This window comes from Caldanaerobius fijiensis DSM 17918 (assembly GCF_900129075.1).
Classification (GTDB): Bacteria; Bacillota; Thermoanaerobacteria; order Thermoanaerobacterales; family Caldanaerobiaceae; genus Caldanaerobius; species Caldanaerobius fijiensis.
Genome location: NZ_FQVH01000018.1, coordinates 21,320 through 42,402, shown reverse-complemented (window position 1 = coordinate 42,402; position 21,083 = coordinate 21,320). Strand labels below are relative to the sequence as shown.

At 39.1% G+C, this 21,083-nt stretch carries 20 protein-coding genes; 3 read left to right on the top strand and 17 right to left on the bottom strand.

Annotated elements, in window-relative coordinates:
* Positions 1 to 25: 25 nt before the first annotated feature.
* On the bottom strand, positions 26 to 673 hold the full coding sequence (locus tag BUB87_RS08420; protein WP_073344037.1) for a coenzyme F420-0:L-glutamate ligase: 648 nt from the start codon (positions 671 to 673) through the stop codon (positions 26 to 28).
* 99 nt (positions 674 to 772) lie between these two features.
* Between BUB87_RS08420 and BUB87_RS08415 the strand changes: the two genes are divergently transcribed.
* The gene (locus BUB87_RS08415; protein ID WP_073344034.1) at positions 773 to 1,660 is read left to right on the top strand and encodes an N-acetylmuramoyl-L-alanine amidase family protein; all 888 of its coding nucleotides are present in this window, start codon (positions 773 to 775) and stop codon (positions 1,658 to 1,660) included.
* On the opposite strand, the gene BUB87_RS08410 is transcribed toward BUB87_RS08415, so the two are convergent.
* Positions 1,650 to 4,151, bottom strand: coding sequence for an MBL fold metallo-hydrolase (locus tag BUB87_RS08410; protein WP_073344031.1), 2,502 nt, complete (start codon positions 4,149 to 4,151; stop codon positions 1,650 to 1,652). The two genes, BUB87_RS08415 and BUB87_RS08410, sit on opposite strands and share 11 nt — an antisense overlap.
* Positions 4,152 to 4,190: 39 nt before the next feature.
* Entirely contained in the window at positions 4,191 to 5,591 is a 1,401-nt protein-coding gene (locus BUB87_RS08405) for an MFS transporter (RefSeq protein WP_073344076.1), read from the bottom strand.
* Between the two features lie 178 nt (positions 5,592 to 5,769).
* Between BUB87_RS08405 and asnB the strand changes: the two genes are divergently transcribed.
* Positions 5,770 to 7,617 (top strand): asparagine synthase (glutamine-hydrolyzing), encoded by a 1,848-nt coding sequence (gene asnB / locus BUB87_RS08400; protein WP_073344028.1) that lies wholly within the window; start codon positions 5,770 to 5,772, stop codon positions 7,615 to 7,617.
* 13 nt (positions 7,618 to 7,630) lie between these two features.
* Here asnB and BUB87_RS08395 read toward each other — a convergent pair whose 3' ends face one another.
* From BUB87_RS08395 to BUB87_RS08340, 12 genes are all read right to left on the bottom strand, one after another.
* On the bottom strand, positions 7,631 to 8,248 hold the full coding sequence (locus BUB87_RS08395; RefSeq protein ID WP_073344025.1) for an MBL fold metallo-hydrolase: 618 nt from the start codon (positions 8,246 to 8,248) through the stop codon (positions 7,631 to 7,633).
* Between the two features lie 21 nt (positions 8,249 to 8,269).
* Positions 8,270 to 9,361 carry a Gfo/Idh/MocA family protein gene (locus BUB87_RS08390; protein WP_073344023.1) on the bottom strand — a complete coding sequence of 364 codons (1,092 nt, stop codon included), beginning with the start codon at positions 9,359 to 9,361 and terminating at the stop codon, positions 8,270 to 8,272.
* A gap of 23 nt (positions 9,362 to 9,384) precedes the next feature.
* Positions 9,385 to 10,062, bottom strand: coding sequence for a Crp/Fnr family transcriptional regulator (locus tag BUB87_RS08385; protein WP_073344020.1), 678 nt, complete (start codon positions 10,060 to 10,062; stop codon positions 9,385 to 9,387).
* A gap of 4 nt (positions 10,063 to 10,066) precedes the next feature.
* A complete protein-coding gene (gene dnaB, locus BUB87_RS08380; protein ID WP_073344018.1) occupies positions 10,067 to 11,395 on the bottom strand; it encodes a replicative DNA helicase in 1,329 nt (442 codons plus the stop codon).
* Between the two features lie 3 nt (positions 11,396 to 11,398).
* A complete protein-coding gene (gene rplI, locus BUB87_RS08375; RefSeq protein ID WP_073344015.1) occupies positions 11,399 to 11,842 on the bottom strand; it encodes a 50S ribosomal protein L9 in 444 nt (147 codons plus the stop codon).
* The gene (locus BUB87_RS08370) at positions 11,839 to 13,803 is read right to left on the bottom strand and encodes a DHH family phosphoesterase (RefSeq protein WP_073344012.1); all 1,965 of its coding nucleotides are present in this window, start codon (positions 13,801 to 13,803) and stop codon (positions 11,839 to 11,841) included. Before BUB87_RS08370 ends, rplI begins: the two co-directional genes overlap by 4 nt.
* 4 nt (positions 13,804 to 13,807) lie before the next feature.
* Entirely contained in the window at positions 13,808 to 14,767 is a 960-nt protein-coding gene (locus BUB87_RS08365) for a YybS family protein (protein ID WP_073344009.1), read from the bottom strand.
* A 60-nt stretch (positions 14,768 to 14,827) separates the two neighbouring features.
* Entirely contained in the window at positions 14,828 to 15,076 is a 249-nt protein-coding gene (rpsR, locus tag BUB87_RS08360; protein ID WP_200792784.1) for a 30S ribosomal protein S18, read from the bottom strand.
* A 14-nt stretch (positions 15,077 to 15,090) separates the two neighbouring features.
* On the bottom strand, positions 15,091 to 15,522 hold the full coding sequence (locus tag BUB87_RS08355) for a single-stranded DNA-binding protein (protein WP_073344003.1): 432 nt from the start codon (positions 15,520 to 15,522) through the stop codon (positions 15,091 to 15,093).
* A gap of 6 nt (positions 15,523 to 15,528) precedes the next feature.
* Complete coding sequence (rpsF, locus tag BUB87_RS08350) at positions 15,529 to 15,813, bottom strand: 30S ribosomal protein S6 (RefSeq protein ID WP_073344000.1); 285 nt, start codon at positions 15,811 to 15,813, stop codon at positions 15,529 to 15,531.
* Positions 15,814 to 15,877: 64 nt separating this feature from the next.
* A complete protein-coding gene (locus BUB87_RS08345) occupies positions 15,878 to 16,084 on the bottom strand; it encodes a DUF951 domain-containing protein (protein ID WP_073343997.1) in 207 nt (68 codons plus the stop codon).
* A 3-nt stretch (positions 16,085 to 16,087) separates the two neighbouring features.
* Positions 16,088 to 16,936, bottom strand: a complete 849-nt coding sequence (locus BUB87_RS08340) for a mechanosensitive ion channel family protein (protein ID WP_234945998.1) — start codon at positions 16,934 to 16,936, stop codon at positions 16,088 to 16,090.
* A gap of 102 nt (positions 16,937 to 17,038) precedes the next feature.
* Between BUB87_RS08340 and yyaC the strand changes: the two genes are divergently transcribed.
* Complete coding sequence (gene yyaC, locus BUB87_RS08335) at positions 17,039 to 17,599, top strand: spore protease YyaC (protein ID WP_073343991.1); 561 nt, start codon at positions 17,039 to 17,041, stop codon at positions 17,597 to 17,599.
* Between the two features lie 4 nt (positions 17,600 to 17,603).
* Here yyaC and cphA read toward each other — a convergent pair whose 3' ends face one another.
* Positions 17,604 to 20,243 carry a cyanophycin synthetase gene (cphA, locus tag BUB87_RS08330; protein WP_073343989.1) on the bottom strand — a complete coding sequence of 880 codons (2,640 nt, stop codon included), beginning with the start codon at positions 20,241 to 20,243 and terminating at the stop codon, positions 17,604 to 17,606.
* Positions 20,244 to 20,262: 19 nt separating this feature from the next.
* A complete protein-coding gene (locus BUB87_RS08325) occupies positions 20,263 to 21,075 on the bottom strand; it encodes a cyanophycinase (protein ID WP_073343986.1) in 813 nt (270 codons plus the stop codon).
* Positions 21,076 to 21,083 lie beyond the last annotated feature (8 nt).

Below are 21,083 nucleotides of genomic sequence, written 5' to 3'. Positions count from 1 at the left end.
TATCACATACTAAATTAAAATGACATTAATTTATTGTTAAAGTTGATTTATAATCCTTTATTATCACAATAGGAGTTTGCTGCTCGTAATTGCCCGATGGATTGCTCTTCAACAGTCTTTCAACCTCTTTTGCAATAACACCCTTTGATGCCCCTATGACATCTACATAGCCCAGGTCATTGGCATCAACGATTACCGCATCAATTCCCATTCTTTCTTTTATCGCCTGACACACTTTATCAGGATTTTTAGGGCCTAAAATAATGTGCCTGTGATACGGCGGCATAGTACCTGCAACATCATCTATCATGACTACCTGTTTTCCTGCTACTCTGAAAAACCAGCCTTTTATTCCCAATAGCCGACCTACTCCTCCAGCTAAAGCCCCCAATAAAATTCTTATTTTTCCCACATCGTCAATCGCCAGCTGAAATGCAGCAGGAGAAGTTAATGACCCATATCTTTTTGGAAAACGGCATAAAAATTTTGCCATCATACCCGCTTTTACGGTTTCCGGTATATAAGCCCTACCCTGTGTTATGGCTACAACACTCTCTGATATGGCTATAAGGTCGCCTTTCTCTGCTATATTGTGGGTGTACTTATACACAACCTCCACTATGTCATCTTTTTCGGTTATAATATGTGTCCTTATAGGAATTATGCTCAACATAATCTCACTCCTTCACATAATTATATGCATATCAAGCCACATACTGTGAATATAAATATACTATAAATGCCATCAGGTTTTTAAGTGGAGGCGAAACAATTGCAATCAATATTTTTCTTAACGAATTTAGTAACAGATACCTATTCATCGTGCCGGGAAGCTGTAAATCAGTTAAAATCCAGAATTGTCTTTGAATTTACCGGTTTGCCTGTGGTAAAGGATAAAAGCCTCGATAAAATCATTAAAATAGAATTTTCCCCTTGTAAATTCAACATGCCCGAAGGTATTTTCAACATAAAAGACAGTACCATTGATTTTTTAGAATTAAAATCTTCAAAGAGTAATGTAATCGATGCAATAATTCACCTTGTCCATAGTTCCAGATATACCATTCAAGTGACGCCGGGTTTGCCTTCGCGGGTATACCTTTATGTGGACAGATCTCCACTTATTCCCCTATTTGAGAATAAGGTAATATACTTAGAGCCGTCCCGCAACCCCAAAGCTATAAGTCCAACCAGCCTGAAAGAAGAAAAACCTACGCTGGAAATTTCAAAAAATCTATATACTCTTTTAAAACTCATGCGCAGCAATGTTACCATAATAAACGAAAAACCTATAAGCTTAGCTGAAAGAACAGAAAAACTTTTAAAACTGCCTCCAGGAATATTGATATGTATTGGTACCACTATCGACGATCCAAAGGTATCAGGTTTTAAAGTGTATTATCATCCATCATCAAAGGAAAGTCTTAACCTGGCTAAAGCCGTACATTCAGCTATGAAAGAAAAATTGCCGCTGGATAGTCTTGGTATCCACGCGGCAAACACAAATAGATTATCTTACGGCAATCCTGGTATACTGGTTGAAGCCGGTTGCATAAGAAACAGAGTAGACGAAGGACATCTTCGCGATGTAGATTATAAGCAAAAGGTGGCCCAGGCACTGTACAATGGCTTAAAAAAATACTTTCAACTTACGCTATAGCAGTAAACCCTGTGAGTTCCTTAAGCGATTCTGATAGACTTTCTATGAGATCGCTATTTAAAGGTTCCACGGGATATATCTTTATTTGCATAGAATCGAGGTATATGCTGGGGTTTTTCCTTAAAGCAATCCCCTTTTTTTCGCATAATGTGGTCACAATATTTAAAATTTCTACCTGATTGCACGATGATGAAATCGTTATGGCCCATCCCGTCTTATCCTCCAGTTCTCTTATAAGCGAGGTATATCTTTCTCCTACAGGTTTTGATATAAAGGATAGCTCTATATACCTCGTCCCGCCTTTTGACTTTATGCTCTTTTTATAGGGCCTGTGAGGATAATCTTTAAAAGCCTGATCTATAAGGTTTAATGCCGCATTTTGTTCCATCATTTTGCTATCGATAGTTTTCTGATGACTTTTATCTATTACCTCTTGCTGTGCATCTCCTGGATGATTTATAAATAAATCCATTCCTGTGCCGTTTTTAAATCTTTCTTTTATATCTTTCAACTCTTGATCTCCCAGGCTTTGATCAATTTTTATTTCAACTACTTTTCTAAAGATATCGTAAGAGATTTTACCCACAGGGGTTACACCTGCTGGCAATGCCTTCAATATTTCTCTATTTATAGCCGATGTATTTATATTCTGATTTATCTCTACCTTCCAGCCAGTCTCCTCTTGGAATTTTTGAAATAAATCCTGATACCTATTTTTCGCCACATCTGGAAAATTGAAATAAACTAAAGCACAGCTCTCATCCTGCCTGGCACCTATCCGGTATACGCCCATTTCAGATGTAAAGTATTGATTTGCCAGTTCCAGCATTTTATTTACTTCCATGATCCTGGGCTTTTTCCTATCCTCAATGGCAGCAAGGTCTAAAGCGTGATACAAAAACATCATTTTTCTGTCGTGATCAAAATAAATAGATTTATCCAATAAATCACTTATTTCTTCCAGACTCTGCTCCTCATACCCCCAGATATGGGCAATATCTTGGGCGCTCAATGCAGCTCCAGATCCTATATTTGTATAAATAAACCTCCAGAGCTCTTCCATGTTTTTCTCGTCTAGCGGAATATCCGCTTTCATGGAAGGATATACGATATCAGCCACTTGTTTTCGAGGTTTTTCCACCTGTATCTCAATATCATCTCCGTTTTGAGGGGTATAAACATTTACTTTAAATTCCTTCATGACCTCCTGCCCCAATTTTGTAATGGCATCAGGTCCACCGTGAACCAGTATAACAGACTTTGGTCGCAGCTTTCCTAAAAGGCCCAATATCTCCATCATATCTGCGTGAGCTGAAAGGGCATATTTACCTACATCGCAGTGGACATTGATGTTAATATCATTAATCTTAATGACCCTGTCCTCCACCTTGCCTTCTGCCAGATCTGCCAGCTGTCTACCCGGAGCTTCTTCGTCCTGATACCCCGTTATAGCTATAAAATTTTTCTCGCCACCTGCAAACTTCTGCGCATATATCTGGCTTGGCCCACCCGTAAGCATCCCTGAACTGGATATTATGATACAACCACCATCTTTTTTAATGATATCATCCCTCATAGTTGATGAAGTTACTTTTTGAATGGTATCATTAAAAAAGATGTCGTTGCCCTTTAAAACCTTCTTAGCCAACTGACTCCTAAGGTAATTGGGGTTTTGCATATAAACCCTGCATATATCCTTTACCAATCCGTCCACATATATCTCAGTATCAGGTAACTGTTTTTTAGCTATTGCTCTCCTTAAGATAAGTATGACCTCTTGAGCTCTCCCCAGGGCAAAAGCAGGTATCAATACATTGCCTTTTCTGCTGATTACATTCCTTACCATATCTATCAATCTTTTTTCTTCCATCTCCCTGTTTGCATGCAACCTATCGCCATACGTAGACTCAATGATAGCTATATCAGGCCTGAGCCTTGGTATTGAAGCACCTTCTATAGCATTCTGTTTAAACCCTGAGAAATCCCCGCTATAAAATATGCTGCCTTCAGGGGTTTTTAAATACAATGAGGCCGCTCCTAATATATGCCCTGCACTATAAAAAGTAGCTGTGATGTCGCAGTCGTCAAAAGGCTTTATATTTACGTGGGGCGAATAGCACATGACCCTATCCAGCATATCAATAACGTGATTTTCAGTGTATATGGGTATCTCCGCTTCTCTTTCCATAATCTTGAGACTATCGTAAAGCAAAACCCTCACCAGATCTTTTGTAGGCTGTGTCATGTATATCCTGGCATTGGGATACTGTCTGCTTATAGCTGGAAGTGCACCTGTATGGTCTATATGGGCGTGGCTTATAAAAATAGCATCGACCCCACCATTGTCCTGTATAAGGCTAAAATCAGGTAACGAATCTTTGTTTGACGTCATCCTGATGCCACAATCCAGCAAAATATTTTTCCCAGCCACTCTCACAAGATAACAGGATGCACCAACTTCCATGGCGCCGCCGCAAAAAATTAATTTCAAGAATATCACCTCCCCGTAAAATTATACCACAACAGTCTGTCATTTAGACAATATATCCCTACTTCCCCTTACAAACGATAATACGGCGCTTATAATACCTATGGCAGCAGACACGACATATGCGTCTTTAAGTCCATACAGCGTAGCAGCCGCACTTCCAAAACCTAATACATTTAAAAAGTACGCCCTGCGCGCCGTATATATAGCCCCACCAATAGCAATACCCAGCACCATACCTACATTTCTCATGGTAGCTAACACACTGGATGCAATGCCCAATCTCTCTTTTGGCGCACTTCCCATTATCTCCGTATTATTAGGGGATTGAAACATGCCATTTCCTATTCCGAATAAGGCAAGCCTCCATATAACATCTATAGCACCAGATGTATTACGTAAAGTACTCATCAAAAAAAGAGCAACAGAGCATATAAGAGCGCCTATGGTACTCAAAATCCTTGAACCCATTTTATCCGTTAGCATTCCTGAAATAGGAGCAACCACAAATACCGTAAGAGGAAACGCGGTCATAATCAACCCTAATTTTTCTGTAGAGAATCCTCTATACGTCAGAAAAAACGGCGTTAAAAATGTCATAACAAATTGCGCCATAAAATTAAAGAGGGCACTTAAATTGCCTGCCGTAAACAGCCTATTTCTAAACAGTGAAAAATCCAGCATGGGTTCGTTTACATGGGTTTCTACATATATAAACGCACATAAAAAAATCGCCGCAACAATAATCAGTGTTATGCCTGTTGGAGATGTCCAACCAAAAGCGTTGCCTTTACTTATATACATGAGCAGGGATATTAAAAATACAAATGCAGTAGCAGCACCTATGACATCAAAGCGTTCCTTTACTACTTTGTGTTCCTCAATTATTACTCTTTCAGCCCATATATAGCCTATGATACCTATAGGTACGTTTATATAGAATATAGCCCTCCACGAAAAGGCATATATCAGTAAACCTCCGATAGTAGGGCCGACCGCCAGACCCACGGCCACTGCCATAGCGTTAAATCCCAGTGCTTTACCCCGCTCTGCAGGAGGAAATACTTTTGTAATTATAGCAGGCGCCATGGACATCATCATACCGGCTCCTAATGCCTGTACCCCCCTTGCCACTACCAGAACACCTATATTAGGCGACAGACCACATACCGCCGAAGAGGCAGCAAACAAAATCATTCCTATCTGAAATAACCGTTTGTACCCCAGCATATCTCCCAATCTACCAAAGGTCAATAACATACTGCTCAGCACCAGAAGATAAGACATCGATACCCAGCTTACCGTTCCCACGTCCACATTAAAATAGCGCTGTAGGGTCGGCATAGCTATATTCACAACACTGCCATCCAGCGGTCCCATCATCGAACCTATGAGCACTGCCGACAATATCAGATACCTGTTCTTATAAGCTTTTTCGCTCAAGCTTTCTCCCATTTCATAGATACCCCCTACATAAGTTGTAATAAATATTATAGCATAATCATTTTGATAGTAAAACTAATTATCACTGCTTGTTTGTAACACTTTCTGTCCTAAGTCATATCTTATAATTAGAAATCATTAATAAATGAAAAAAATATTCAATTGAGGAGGATATATCATGTGTGGAATTGCTGGATGGGTTGATTATGAACAAAATTTGAGTGATAAAAGAACCATCCTTGAAAAAATGGGTGAAACATTAGCAAATCGTGGACCTGATGAATCAGGGATTTTTCTCTCACCACACGCTGCCTTTGCCCATAGAAGGCTTATAGTGGTGGACCCGGCAGGAGGAAAGCAACCTATGACGAGAAGGTATAACAATGCTGATTATACCATTGTATATAATGGTGAACTCTATAACACCAACGATCTGCGCCAGCAATTGGAGTGTAGAGGGTATACATTCCACTCTCGTTCAGATACAGAAGTACTCCTGATTTCTTACATTGAATGGGGAACTATGTGTGTAAACAAATTTAATGGAATTTTTGCCTTCGCCATATGGGACGATAGAAAGAAAATATTATTTGCAGCTCGCGATAGGGTTGGGGTCAAGCCATTTTTCTTCACCGTAAGAAAAAATTCGTTTATATTCGGCTCTGAAATAAAAGCATTACTGGCTCACCCACTGGTAAAACCTCAAGTAGATGCTATAGGTCTTGCAGAAATCTTTGCCATGGGTCCAACCAGAACACCGGGACTAGGTGTCTTTAAAGACATATATGAGTTAAAACCCGGTTACTGGCTGATATTTGACCAAAAAGGCGTACATCAAAACCAGTACTGGAGATTGGAAAGCAAACCTCACACCGACGATATTGAGACCACTGCTGAAAAAGTACGCTGGCTGTTAAAAAATAGCGTAGAAAGACAGCTGGTAGCAGATGTCCCTGTGTGCACATTCCTTTCCGGTGGATTAGACTCCAGCGCTTTAACAGCTATAGCCCAGAATGTACTTAAAAATGCAGGCATGGAAAATATTCACACCTATTCTGTGGATTATGTGGATAACGATCTTTACTTTAAAGCAAATGAATTTCAGCCTAATTCTGATAATCACTGGATAGAAATTATGTCAAAATACCTAAATACCCAGCACCACAATATAATAATAGACACCCAGCAATTAGTAGAATCTCTGAAGACAGTGGTTGTAGCACGAGACCTGCCAGGTATGGCGGACATAGATTCATCCTTGTACCTTTTCTGTCGCGAAATAAAAAAAGGTGCGACGGTAGCATTATCAGGGGAATGTGCCGACGAGATATTCGGAGGATACCCATGGTTTAGAAATCCTGAAGTTGTCGCATTAAACACTTTCCCATGGATAAGAAAATTAAAAGAGAGAAGCGCATTGCTATCACCTGAACTGGTAAAAATATTACACCCTATGGAATATGTATATATGCGGTATAAAGAAGCCCTAAAGGAGGTACCTCATATGGAAGGCGAAAACCCACACGAATACCGCATGAGAGAGTTACTCTACGTTAATATGACAAGATTTATGAGTATGCTATTGGATAGAAAAGATCGCATGAGTATGGCAGTAGGTCTGGAAGTACGCGTACCCTATGCTGACCACAGGATAGTGGAATACGCTTGGAATATACCATGGGATATGAAAACTTGTGATAATATGGAAAAAGGTATATTGAGAAGAGCCTTAAAAGGATTGCTACCCGATCAGGTGCTATACAGGAAAAAGAGCCCATACCCCAAAACACACCATCCCGCCTACTTAAAAGCCACGAAAAACCTGGTAACTCAGATTTTAGAAGATCCTACATCTCCCATATTGCCACTCATAAATCCTGAAAAAATACGCGAATTGATAGACACAGATGCATCAGAATATACGCCGGCATGGTTTAGCCAGCTCATGGGCAGCGCTCAACTTTTTGCCTATTTATACCAGATCAATACGTGGCTTGCAGAATACCATGTGGAAATCATACTATAAACGTTGGAGCACATTAAAGTATTAGCTTTAATGTGCTCCAATTCTTTACAAACTCTCTCATCATCGCGCTTTCTCCATGTCCTGGATACAGCATAACATCAGGATACAATTTTATCATCATTTCTATAGAATCTTTAATTTTTTTGCTATCTCCGCCCACAAAATCAGTTCTTCCTATGCTTTGAGCAAAAATTGTATCACCAGAAAACATAACACCGTCACAAACATAGCAGACGCTCCCCGGCGTATGTCCAGGGGTGTGAACCACATTAATGGTAATTTCACCTACGGCTATCAACTCTCCTCCATTAAGGACTATATCCGGCTTAAGAGAAATATCCATTCCCACATGCGCCGAAAGGTTAAGCATAGGATCTTTTAGCATTTCTACATCGCCATTATGTATTACAACAGGAGCAGACGTTATAGCCTTTATTTTTTGCACACCGCCTATGTGGTCAAAATGGCCATGGGTTAACATTATATATCCGACATTCAATCCATTTATATGGTCAATTAGTTCATCAATTACGTCACCGGGATCTATTACAGCACATACCTTGTTGTTTTCGTCCTCCACCACATAGCAATTCTCCAGCATACCACTAGACACATATCGCGTAATTTTCATTACATCACCTGCCATATTTTATTAAACATTAACTATCTTATCCAAAATCAATTGGTCTTTATATGCTTCTTCAAAAGTAGGAGTTTCCTGATATACGATTCGCCCCTCACATATGTTTTTGAAAAAATTAATGAGGCTGGCCATGTGCATGTTTACCATATAACCCATAGAAAATTTTTCTCCAGGATAGATAGTCCTGACGTATTTTGTAAAGGCCCCTTCGCCATCATATATCCCTGAATACATCCTGTTTTCCTGTTTTTTGTATAAAATAGCATAATCCGGATGTTTCGTGGATATCATAATAGACCCTTTTGTACCGTATATCTCAAAACGCGTCTCTTCTTCCATTTCAGCAGAAATCCTGGATGCCTCTATAGAACCCCATGCACCTGACTCCAGTTCTACATCCACATTAGTCCAGTCATCTACATCAACATCCTCCATAATGTTTGACCCCTGTTTTGAAGGCCTTTGTTTAAAAAACGTCCTGGATTGCGCCCTTAAAGATGTTATTTCACCCAGCATAAATCTCACGGCATCGATCAGATGAATCCCCATGTCTACAATAGCACCACCGCCACATGTAGCCTTTTTCATTTTCCACGAAATAGGCCTGTTGGGATCTAGATAACCCGAGTGCAACATCATGGCTTTGAAATTTAAAATCTGTCCTATTTCTCCGTTTTTCACCATGTCCCTGGCCTGAGCTACAGCTGGCATAAACCTATACATAAGGGCAGTCTGGTTTATAACATTTTTCTTTATAGCGGCTTCCTTTATTTTGAACGCCTCATCGCCGTTTAAACCTATAGGTTTTTCCAGATATATATCATAACCTCTATCGATAACCTTCATAGCCTCTTCAAAATGCAAATAGTTAGGCGTACATATATCCACAGCGGTGAGGCCTTCTGCATCTAAGAGCTCGCCTATGCTTTTAACGCCTTTTTCAAAAAAATGAGGAAGCGATAAAAGATCCCTTTTATAAACAGGACCTAAGTGTACCTCAAAAGGCAAATCGGGAAAAACCAATGGCATTGCAAAACAAGCGATAGCATGTATTTTGCCTATATAACCCAACCCTATAAAACCCAATTTTATCTTATTCATTATCCTACCCTTCCTTATACAGTTTATCTCATATACGTGCTCAATCTTTTTATATCCCTGATAATAATCTTTTGCCTGTCCAATTCCAGCAGGTTTTCTTTACTCATCTGATTTAATATCCTTGTTACAGTCTCCCTGGTCGTACCTACCATACTGGCAAATTCCTGCCTGGATATTTCCTTTATCATTATCTTATCGCCAGACTTTTCTCCTTTTTCTTCCGCCAATCTTATAAGTGTGGAAATTGTTCTGCCTATAGCATCCCTCAGTGCAAGACTATTTATCTGTTTACTTATGTCTTGCAATCTCTTGGCCATGACTTTTATGAGTTCAAGAGCCAGTTCACTATTTGATCTTATCAATTCTTCAAGTCTATCGTTGTTCAACACGATGAGAATGGAATCCTCCAATGCCTCAGCATCAGCAGGATAAGGCCCGCTGCTAAATAAGGTTGCTTCAGCAAAGACCTCTCCTGGCTTCATTACGTGTATAATATACTCTTTACCTTCTTCATCCATCATCGAAATCTTAACAGATCCTTCTTTGACCACATAAACAGCTTCGCCTGGTTCTCCTTGCTGAAATAAAACGGTTCCCTTCTTAACCCTTTTGATAACAGCAATATTCGCGATCTCCTTTACAAGAGATTCTTTGAGATCTTTAAATAAAGGTATACGCTTAAGATATTCCCAATCTTCCATAATATCACTCTTTCAAATTTCTAGCAATATTCGCAAACTTTGTATACTGACCCAACCACGCCAGTTCAACTGTCCCTGTTGGACCATTTCGCTGTTTGGCTATAATGACTTCTGCAATATTTTTTTTATCTGTGTCAGGATTGTAATAATCATCTCTGTACAAAAACATAACTATGTCCGCGTCCTGCTCTATAGATCCCGATTCCCTTAAGTCACTTAGCATCGGCCTATGATCAGATCTGGTTTCAGGAGCCCTGGAAAGCTGCGAAAGGGCAATAACAGGAACATCTATTTCTCTCGCTAAAGCCTTTAATGACCTGGATATCTCCGATACCTCCTGCTGCCTGCTCTCAGCCTTTTTATTGCTCTGCATAAGCTGTAGATAATCTATAACCACAAGACCAAGTCCCTTTTCCAGCTTCAGGCGCCTACATTTTGCTCTCATTTCCATAGTGGTGATAGCAGGGGTATCGTCTATATATATAGGAGCTTCAGAAAGTATGCCAACAGCAGCAGCCAGTTTGGGCCAATCCTCTTCTGTCAAATCTCCCATCCTCAACTTATGGCTGTCTACCATTGAAAGAGAACATAAAAGCCTTTGCGTCAACTGCTGTTTGGACATTTCTAAACTGAATACCATTACAGGAACTTTTTGTTTTATAGCTACATATTCTACAATGTTCATCGCCATAGCCGTCTTGCCCATAGACGGGCGCGCCGCTATAAGTATGAGATCAGACGGCTGAAATCCCGATGTCTTCATGTCCAGATCGACGAAACCAGATGGCAATCCTATTATTTTACCCTTATTTTTATACAATTCATCGATTCTGTCTATAGTTTCTATAAGGATATCTTTAATAGGAGTAAACGGCTGCCTGTTGCGACTTTGAGCTATATCAAATATCTTCTGTTCAGCAATATCCAATATACCTTCTACATCGTCAGATTCACTGTATCCTGCATCCATTATCTCAGATGAGGCCACAATAAGCCTCCTCATGACAGCTTTTTCCTCAATTATCTTGCAGTAATGCTGCACGTTGGATATTGAGGTTACTCCTGCCACCAATGAAGTAAGATATGCGGCTCCTCCCACCTTATCTAGAAGTTTGCGCTGATTTAATTCATCTGTTACCGTAATCAAATCTACAGGCTGATTCTTATCATATAATTCTAATATGGTCCTGTATATGATGCTATGTGATTCCCTGTAAAAATCTTCTGGCTTTAATAATTCCACTACATCGGTAATCACATCATTATCTAATAAAATTGCACCCAGTACCGCCTGTTCTGCTTCTATGTTGTGTGGTGGAACCCTTACTTGCATCTATTATTCCCCCTCAATAACCACCTTTAACTTCGCTGTGACTTCCGGATACAGCCATACATCTACATAAAAAGTCCCCAGGTATTTTATAGGCTCCTCTAACATGATCTTACGCTTATCTACGTCAATGCCATGTTGTTCTTTGAGCTTTTCCGCTATTTCTTTTGATGTGACAGACCCAAAAATCTTGTCATTTCCTGCTTTAACTTTTATAACAACGCCGGTCGAATTCAATCTCTGAGCCAAATCCTGTGCCTCTTTTTTTTCTCTGGCCTTTTTTTCCTCCTCCATACGCTTTTTTTCCTTTAACTGCCTTATACTGCTTTCAGTAGCTTCTACACCCAGCCCTCGTGGTATCAAATAGTTTCTAGCATAACCGTCACTGGCATTTACCACGTCGTCTTTCTTCCCTAACCCCTTTACATCCTTTAAAAGAATAACCTTCATGACATCTCCTCCTCAAAATATTTATCTATTGCTTCATAGAGCAATTTTTTAGCTTCATCTATATTTACATCAAACAACTGTGCTCCGGCGATTCCGAGATGACCACCACCCCCTAATTTTTCCAGTATAAGTTGAACATTGACATCGCCCATCGATCTTCCACTGATAATCACCGTATTATTGATCTGGCTCATCACAAAAGCAGCCTCTACTCCTTTTATATTTAATAGCTCATTGGCAGCCTCTGCTACCAATAAATGTATATTACTCACATTTGATGGGCATATTGAAATAGCTATGCCATTATCCATGAATTCCGCAGCTTTTACTATTTCGGCTCTGATAGAATATGTCTGTATATCATCTTTAAATACCTGAACCACGTGAGTAGAGTCTGCACCCATTCTCCTCAAGAATGATGCGGCTTCAAAGGTCCTTACACCGGTCTTGTAAGTAAAATTTTTGGTGTCAAGCATTATGCCGGCCATTAATGCTTCTGCTTCTATTTTATCTAATTCTATCCTATCTTTCATATATTGCAACAACTCTGTCACCAGTTCGCTGGTGGAAGACGCATATGGTTCCATATACGTCAATATGGTTTTATCTATAGAATCATTGGTTTTCCTGTGGTGGTCTATAACGACAATTCTATTAACTTTCTTTAAGATCTCAGGGTACGTCATGTAAGCAGGACGTTGGGTGTCCACAACTACAAGAAGGCTTCTTTCATCCATAAGGCTATCTACCTGGTCCACATCAATGAATGAACTGCTGTACTCCTCATCTTCCATAACTCTATCGAGAAAATCCTGTACTGTAGCGTTTACCGTATCCATCACTATATAGGCATTTTTGCCATACTCCTTACTGGCCCTTAATATTCCCATTGCCGAACCCAACCCATCCATATCCATATAATTATGGCTCACAATTATTACATTGGATGACTCTGATATCAATTGTCCAAGAGCATGAGCAATAACCCTTGCTTTTACTTTTGTCCTCTTTTCTACAGCCTGAGTTTTACCTCCATAATAAGATATCCTGTTTTTTCTTTTGACTACCGCCTGATCTCCACCTCTACCTAAAGCCAGATCCAATGCGGTATCTGAATCCATATAAATATTTCTTATATTATCACTGTATGACGCAATACCCATACTCAGGGTTATAGGTATTTTGTTGCCCACATCAATGCTTCTTATTTCATCTAATATATCAAATCTCTTTTCTTCGGCCTGTTTAAGCTTCTGGTTTGTCATAAACACTATATAACTATCATTTTCATACTTCCTCAAACACGCATCAATGGAATTGGCCCATTTATTCAATCTATTATCGACCTCAGCCACTATTAAAGCTCTATCAAGATCGTCCAATCCCTGCATAACCTCATCGTAATTATCTACCTGTATAAGCCCTATTACAGGTAAAATATCCTCATAAGCCTTTTTTAAGTGAAATTCTTCTGTTGCATCAAAAAAATACACAATGAATATATCATCGTCATTCACTTTATCCACTTTTTTTATCATACAGTATTTCTTATCGCCCACATCCAGCGTATTATCGACGTTCTTTTTATTTAAACCCTGAGTTATAAAATTAATTACCTTTTTATCGATATCGCTATAACCCTTAAAATTCTCATTGTAGTAAGAATTACGCCATATTATGCGCGATTTATCCGCGATCACCACAGCTAAAGGCAAGTTCTCCAGAGATTTCTTTACCATAACATCCAGTTGAACAGCTGCCTCTTCTATCTCTCTCCAGAGCTCTTCCCTTTGCTCACTTATATTATCATACACCTTTATCACTACAGACAAAAAAATTATAAAGGATATGCCTCCTATTAACAGGTTATAATATGAAATTACGGCAATCATCAACGCTGTAAGCAGCACAAACATCCTTATATTTTGGTTTAAAAATTGGACAATTTTTTTATTTAGCATAGAGCTACCTCCTGGAATCCATCCTGAGGTGTCTGAAATCTAAACCTGCATCCAGTAAACCTATCACAAAAACCAGCATATTAAAATAACCATAGAATAATAGCATAATAAATATTATCGTTTTAAAAAATCCATTCATACCTGCCTTTTTCATATAAAATGTAGCTAACGACAATCCATCAATAAAAAATGCCACAAATCCAATCGCTAAAAAATTATTTATTACATGTACCACATTTTGCCCCACCGCTTCCGCCTTTATAAAAAATCCAGCTACTACAAAAAGTGAAAAAATTATTGCCGCGCTCCTGGGCATAATCCAAGTAGAAAATGGCGGAAGTGTGGCAACGTCCTTATAACCTAATCTTTTTAGAACCATGTTATTTACTAAATAATTTATAAACACAACGATAAACACCGACGCCATTATGATAAATGGCATAAGCATTTTCAACATAGCCAGCATGTTTTGCATCAACACATTTATGTCCTGTAATGCTTGCCCCTGTATACCCATCTTTTTATATATCTCTATATTCAATTGCATAGCCTGTCTAAAAGCATCGATATTCTGTGATACAACATTAATACCAGCAATTTTAGACGCAATCCAAAGGCTTAAAAGTATAGAAAATAGGCCTATAAAAAAAGCTCCAAATAATGTTGTTACGGGGGATACTCTCAGCTTTTGAAAATACCCTATGCCTATGCCAATACTACCCAATCCCATAGTTCCGAGTAACGACAGAGGACCAGACAATATCGCAATTATCACCGATGCCACTATCAACGACAACAGGCTTATTTTTAGTCCATGCCTGTATCCGATGACAGCTATAGGGACAGGAAATACCACGTACAAAAAAGATAAAAAAGGAATATACGCACTGGCAATCGCTATTATTACAGCAATACCTGAGAGCATAGCTCCCTCAACTATACCCTGTGTATTCTTATTATTCATCGGCACACTCCTTTATGAATATTAGTAAAAAAGAGGGCCTCGCCCTCTTTAATTATAGCATCATTCTATTGTAAATGGAAGTAAAGCTAAATGCCTCGCCCTCTTTATAGCAACGGTAAGTTGTCTCTGGTGTTTTGCGCAATTACCTGTGATCCTTCTCGGTAGTATTTTTGCTCTTTCAGACATGTATTTTTTCAATCTATTTATATCTTTATAATCAATCTCTTCTATCTTATCGGTGCAAAAACTGCATACTTTTTTCTTCTTCTTGTTTTTCTTTTTATCATTCTTTACTTCTTCTTTGTTCACGATTTCCCCTCCTTTCAGAACGGAAGCTCATCTTCACCCTCTACAGGCACAAAACCATCCAACGAATCCAGATCGTGGGCTATATCATTATCCTGACTAACATTGAATCCCTGCTTGTTATTATTTCCCCAATCTAAAAACCTCACATTATCAGCGACTACTTCCGTGATAAAATGTCTTTTTCCTTCCTGGTCATCCCAATTGCGCGTCTGTATCCTGCCTGTAACAGCCACCAATCTGCCTTTAGTCAAATTGTTGGCACAGATCTCAGCCAGTTTTCTCCACGCCACTATGGGTATGAAATCTGCTTCCCTTACACCCTGTTGATTGGTAAAATTCCTGTCTACTGCTAAAGTAAAAGAAGCTACAGGAACACCACTACCAGGTATAAACCTTAATACAGGGTCTTTTGTCAAACGACCTATCAAAACTACCATATTAATCATTTTTTATTACTCTCCCTTTTTTACGATAAGATACCTGAGTATCTCATCGGTAACTCTACAGGTCGTCTCTAACTCACTGGGTATATCTCTTTCGCCGTTAAACTCCAAAAAAACATAATATCCTTCATTAAATTTTTTTATGGGATACGCAAGTCTTCTCATACCCCACTCATCTACATTAGTTACTTCGCCTTTTTGCCCTATTATAGATTTGAATCTCTCCAACAATCCATTCCGTTTTTCTTCCTCTACTTCAGGCTTTAAAACGTAGACAAACTCATACGACCTCATACCTTCACCTCCTTCTGGACTTAAGGGTCCGCAATGGACCAAGGATACGCGATTATTAATTATATCATTGATTTCCGGTTTTTTCAACAGAGCTCCTGAGTATTTTTTTCATTTTCTTTTCAAATTCAAGCCTGGGCAGCATCACCATTCGCCCGCATTTTGTGCACTTTATCCTTATGTCCGCGCCAAGCCTCATTATTTCCCATTCATTATTTCCGCACGGATGTGGTTTTTTCATCATAACGATATCGCCAAGGGTATACTCTTTCATCAATTAACACCCCTCTTTTCCCTCATTATAGATCACAACTTTATTGTAAGGCATTTCTATACCCTCTTTATCAAAGGCTTCTTTTATCTTGAGCCTCAATTCTCTCTCCACTTCCCAGTGCTTCATAGGTTTTGCTATAGCCACAATAGTAATATTTACCGCACCTGAACCAATGCCGCTGACCCCCAGGACGGTCGGGCCATCTACGATTTTATCTGACATTTCTTCTCTCACTTCATCGCACACCATCTGAAGCACATTTTGTACTTTATCCAGGTCTTCTTTATAAGCCACAGATATCTCCACCAATGCCCTCATATTGCCGGCGTTGTGGTTGGTAACCGATGTTATCTGCCCATTTGGTATAATATGAATAGCACCAGAAAAATCTCTGATCTTGGTTACGCGCAAACCCACCTCTTCTACAATACCGCTGTATTTGTCAACGGTTATATAGTCACCGACTCCAAACTGATCTTCAAATAGTATAAAAAAGCCTGTAATAACATCCTTTACCAGACTTTGAGCACCAAAACCTACTGCCAATCCACCTATGCCAGCTACCGTAAGCAGCGATTCGATCTTTATGTTAAAAAAACTCAGTACAATTGTTACAAATATAAAATATATAACGTATTTTGATATATTTTTTACGAGAGTACCCATGGTTTTTATTTTTCTTTCAGAAATATTAAATTTGCTGCTCTTATAGTTTCTAAAAAATTTGTCAACAGCCTTATAAAGCAATAAAAGCGTCAATCTTGTAACAATAAATGCCACTATTATTTTTACAGCTATCCACATTATATCTATCCACTTCTGCGGTATATTCAAAAATATATCATTGAACACAATCACACCCCCTATAAGTAATTTTATCATGATCCTGCTATATTTGCATCCCTATGTATCAAAAGTGCATTAAATGTCAATTATAATATCGAGGTGTATTTTATGACTTATTATTACAACGCATACAACTATGAAAAGCTTAGCGAATTTAAGTCCGTATTATATGAGGAAATTAAAGCTGTACGTAAGCCTTATCAAAACATCATTTTACTCTGCATAGGTACAGATAGGGCCACTGGCGACTGTCTGGGGCCTCTCGTGGGGCATAATTTAAAAAATAGAAACGTTGAATCAAGTAATGTATACATATATGGTACCCTTGATGAACCTGTGCACGCTAAAAATCTATTAGAAGCCGTTGAAATGATTAAAAGATTAGATAATCCTTTCATCATCACGGTTGATGCGTGCCTTGGTAAACTGGAAAATGTAGGTTATGTAACCTTCGGACCTGGTCCTATAAGGCCTGGTGCTGGTGTTAACAAACAATTACCAGAGATAGGGAATTTTCATATAAACGGCATTGTTAACATGAGCGGCTTTATGGAATTTATGTTATTACAAAACACGCGGTTAAATCTCGTCATGAGAATGGCCGATTATATAACCAAAGGACTTTTTTATGCCATTCAAAACCTCAAAAGAGAGAGAGCCTTATTATAGGCTCTCAAATCTTCTGCGATGCCAGGCTATCTGCATCTATTTTCTTGTTTGTCATTCGAGCTACCCGTCTTATAGTGTTTATGACTTTATCGTATTTTTCATAGAATATCATAATAAGGTCACCAGGCATTGCGTTTGCCATAGCCATTTCCAATGCTTCGCTTTCTGACAACACTATCTTTATCTCTTTCCCAAATCCTGTGGTTTCAACGCCTTTTCTTAATATATTAGCTACAACTCCCGGTTTTCTTCCTCTTAGATCCTGATCTTCTTTTATGTAAATTACATCAAAAGCCTTACCGCATATCTCCCCAATCTGTCTGATGCTATCATCAGTTCTATCACCCGGTACGCCTATGATACCCACAAGCCTATCCGCACCCATTTTAGTCGCCGCTTCTATCACAGCCTTATAACCATCTATGTTATGCCCATAATCTACCAGTACCCTGTAATTGCCTATATTGAATATATTAAATCTACCTGGGTTGTGCTTTTGATCACAATAAAATGTCGAAAGCCCTTTTGATATATCCTTGATCGGAATCCTCAAAGCCCAGCATCCAGCTGTAGCAGCGAGGCTGTTTTGAACATTAAACTTCACACTGCCATTCAGGGTTGCTGGTATATCTTTAATATCTATGACTGGAACTATCGAATCCCTGTTTGCTACCATTATCATATCATCTTTTAAATATACAGCAGTGCCCCCTGACAAAATATGTTTTTTTATCAACAGGTTGTTCTCATTCATGGAAAAGTACACTTTCTTACATTTTACCCTGCTTTCAATATAACCCGTCATACTATCATCAGCATTTAAAACCGCATATCCATCTTCTTTTACGGCCTCTACCACCAAAGATTTAACAAAGGCCATATCTTCCAGAGTTTCTATACCATCAAGTCCGAGATGGTCTTCCGTAACATTGGTGATGATACCAACATCGCTCAAATCGTATCCTAAACCGGCCCTTATAATACCTCCTCTAGCCGTTTCTAAAACAGCAGCATCTATATTTTTATCCGCCAAAACCGTAGCTGCACTTAAAGGACCTGTATTATCGCCCTTTAATATAAGCTTATTATCCACATATATGCCATCAGTTGTCGTCATACCTACTGTATAACCACAAGCGCTCAAAATATGCGCTATCATTCTGGTAGTAGTAGTTTTACCATTGGTACCTGTAACAGCTACAATAGGTATTGTACTTTTGCTGCCATAGGGGTAAAGCATATCTATTATAGATTTAGCCACATCCCTGGGCTGGCCCTTTTGGGGAAAATAATGCATTCTTATACCTGGAGAAGCATTTACCTCTATAACAACGCCTCCTGTAACTGTCAAAGGTTTTGATATATCTGGCGCCGTGATATCTACTCCTGCAATATCCAGTCCTATAGCCTGTGCCGCTCTTATAGCTATTGCTACATTATCAGGATGTATTTTATCAGTACAGTCTACAGCTATACCACCTGTGCTCAAATTATCGTTATCTCTTAAATAAATTTTCTCACCTGATTGAGGAACATAATTGAGGTCCTTCCCCTGTCTATTCAACACCATAAGTACAATAGGGTCTATTTTAATCTTTGTCAGGGGTTTTTCATGTCCTTCCCCTCTGTTGGGATCTTCGTTTAGTTTATCTATAAGTTGTTTTATACTGCTTTTTCCATCGCCAATCACATGAGCTGGAATCCTCTCGGAAACCGCTGCTACCTTATCTTTTACCACCAATACTCTATAATGGCGTCCCTGTATATGTTTTTCTACAATGATATTCTCCGAGTATCCCTTTGCGATCCTGTATGCCAACCTCACATCTTCATCTGAAGTTAGATTTAAACAGACGCCTTTCCCCTGATTGCCGCTTAAAGGCTTCACTACCACAGGATAACCTAATTCCCGGGCTATGGAAACGGCATCATCTTCTGAATAGACCTCATAGCCTTCAGGAACAGGGATACCGTACTCTCTCAATATCTTTTTGGTAAGCTGTTTGTCACAGGATATGTCCACAGCTATGCAGCTGGTATTCTCCGTTATAGTACCCTCTATTAATTTCTGGTATTTACCATACCCCAATCTCAATATGCTGCTGTTACCTATCCTCGTTACAGGAATACCCCTCCTTTTAGCCTCCTCTACTATTGCCTTAGTACTCGGACCTAAGTCAAATTCGGCTATCACTTTCCTTAAATCTGATATCTTATTATCTAAATCGATGCATTCTCCTTTTAATAACTTGTTTAATAAATCCACTGCCAGCTTTCCCGACCTTAAGCCACAATCCTCTAACACATATTCATAGACTATGTAATATTTCTCGCCCTCAATACATCTGGCTTTGCCGTACCTCACGTCATATCCGACCATGTGTTGTAATTCCAATATTACATGCTCTGTAACATGAGCAAGATACGTTCCATCATAAAGCCTTTTGACAAAACCCCCAGGTTTTCCTGCACTGCAATAGTGTTCTTTCAAACCCGGAAGTAAATCCAGCAATTTTGCATTAAAATCCGGTATATCCTTTGTCGGTATGTCGCTATAGCCTTCAAGATCTAAGGTCAATTTGATAACAGGCCTATGGCAATAAATATTTCTGCCCCTGTATATATTTATACCTAAAATATTCATAACAATTGCTGCTAAGCAGCTATAAACCTCCTTTTAAAATCGGTTCTCTCTTTGCGAGATCAAAGCCTGATCCTGGCGATAATACATGTAAAGTTACTCCAATTAGCTCCAATACATCGCCACGGCTCAATTCAGATATATTGGAATAACGAATGTTTTTGGCATCCAATACTGTAACACTATTGGTACCTATTACCTGAAACAAACCATTGCTATCTACAGCGATAGCTGTATCCTCATCGATTCCTATTCCCAGTGTGTAAGGATTTTGCGCCACAGCATACAGAAGCCTTCCTATCCTTCCTCTCTGGGCAAAGTGCTGGTCAATGACCACTTCATTTATAAACGCAAGACCTGGTGCCATGCTTAATGTGGTTTTTTTAGGTGTATCCGCTTCACCATCCACTATCATGGTGCTGCTCATAGCAGAAGCTCCAGCACTGGTACCAGCAATAACCGTCCCTTTCCTGTACACATCAATCAATGCCTCATTGACCCTTGTCCCACCCAATATACTAGTTATCCTGAGCTGATCGCCGCCGGAAAAAAAAATACCCCCTGCATCGTATACCTTTTCTACATTTTTTTTATCATTAGCGTCTTCCCTACCAGATATATCCAGTGTTTCTATTTCATCTACTCCTAGCCTTTTAAACACCTTCTTATAAATATCAAAGACTTGTTGAGGCTTTTGAGTCGCTGTCGTTATTATAAGCAATGAATTTTTTTTTGCTTTTATTGAATCTACCACATAATTTAGTATCTTACACTCATGCTCTTTATCCTCTGCACCACCTATTATAATCAAATTCCCTTTCACTTTTTCGTCCATCTTACCAC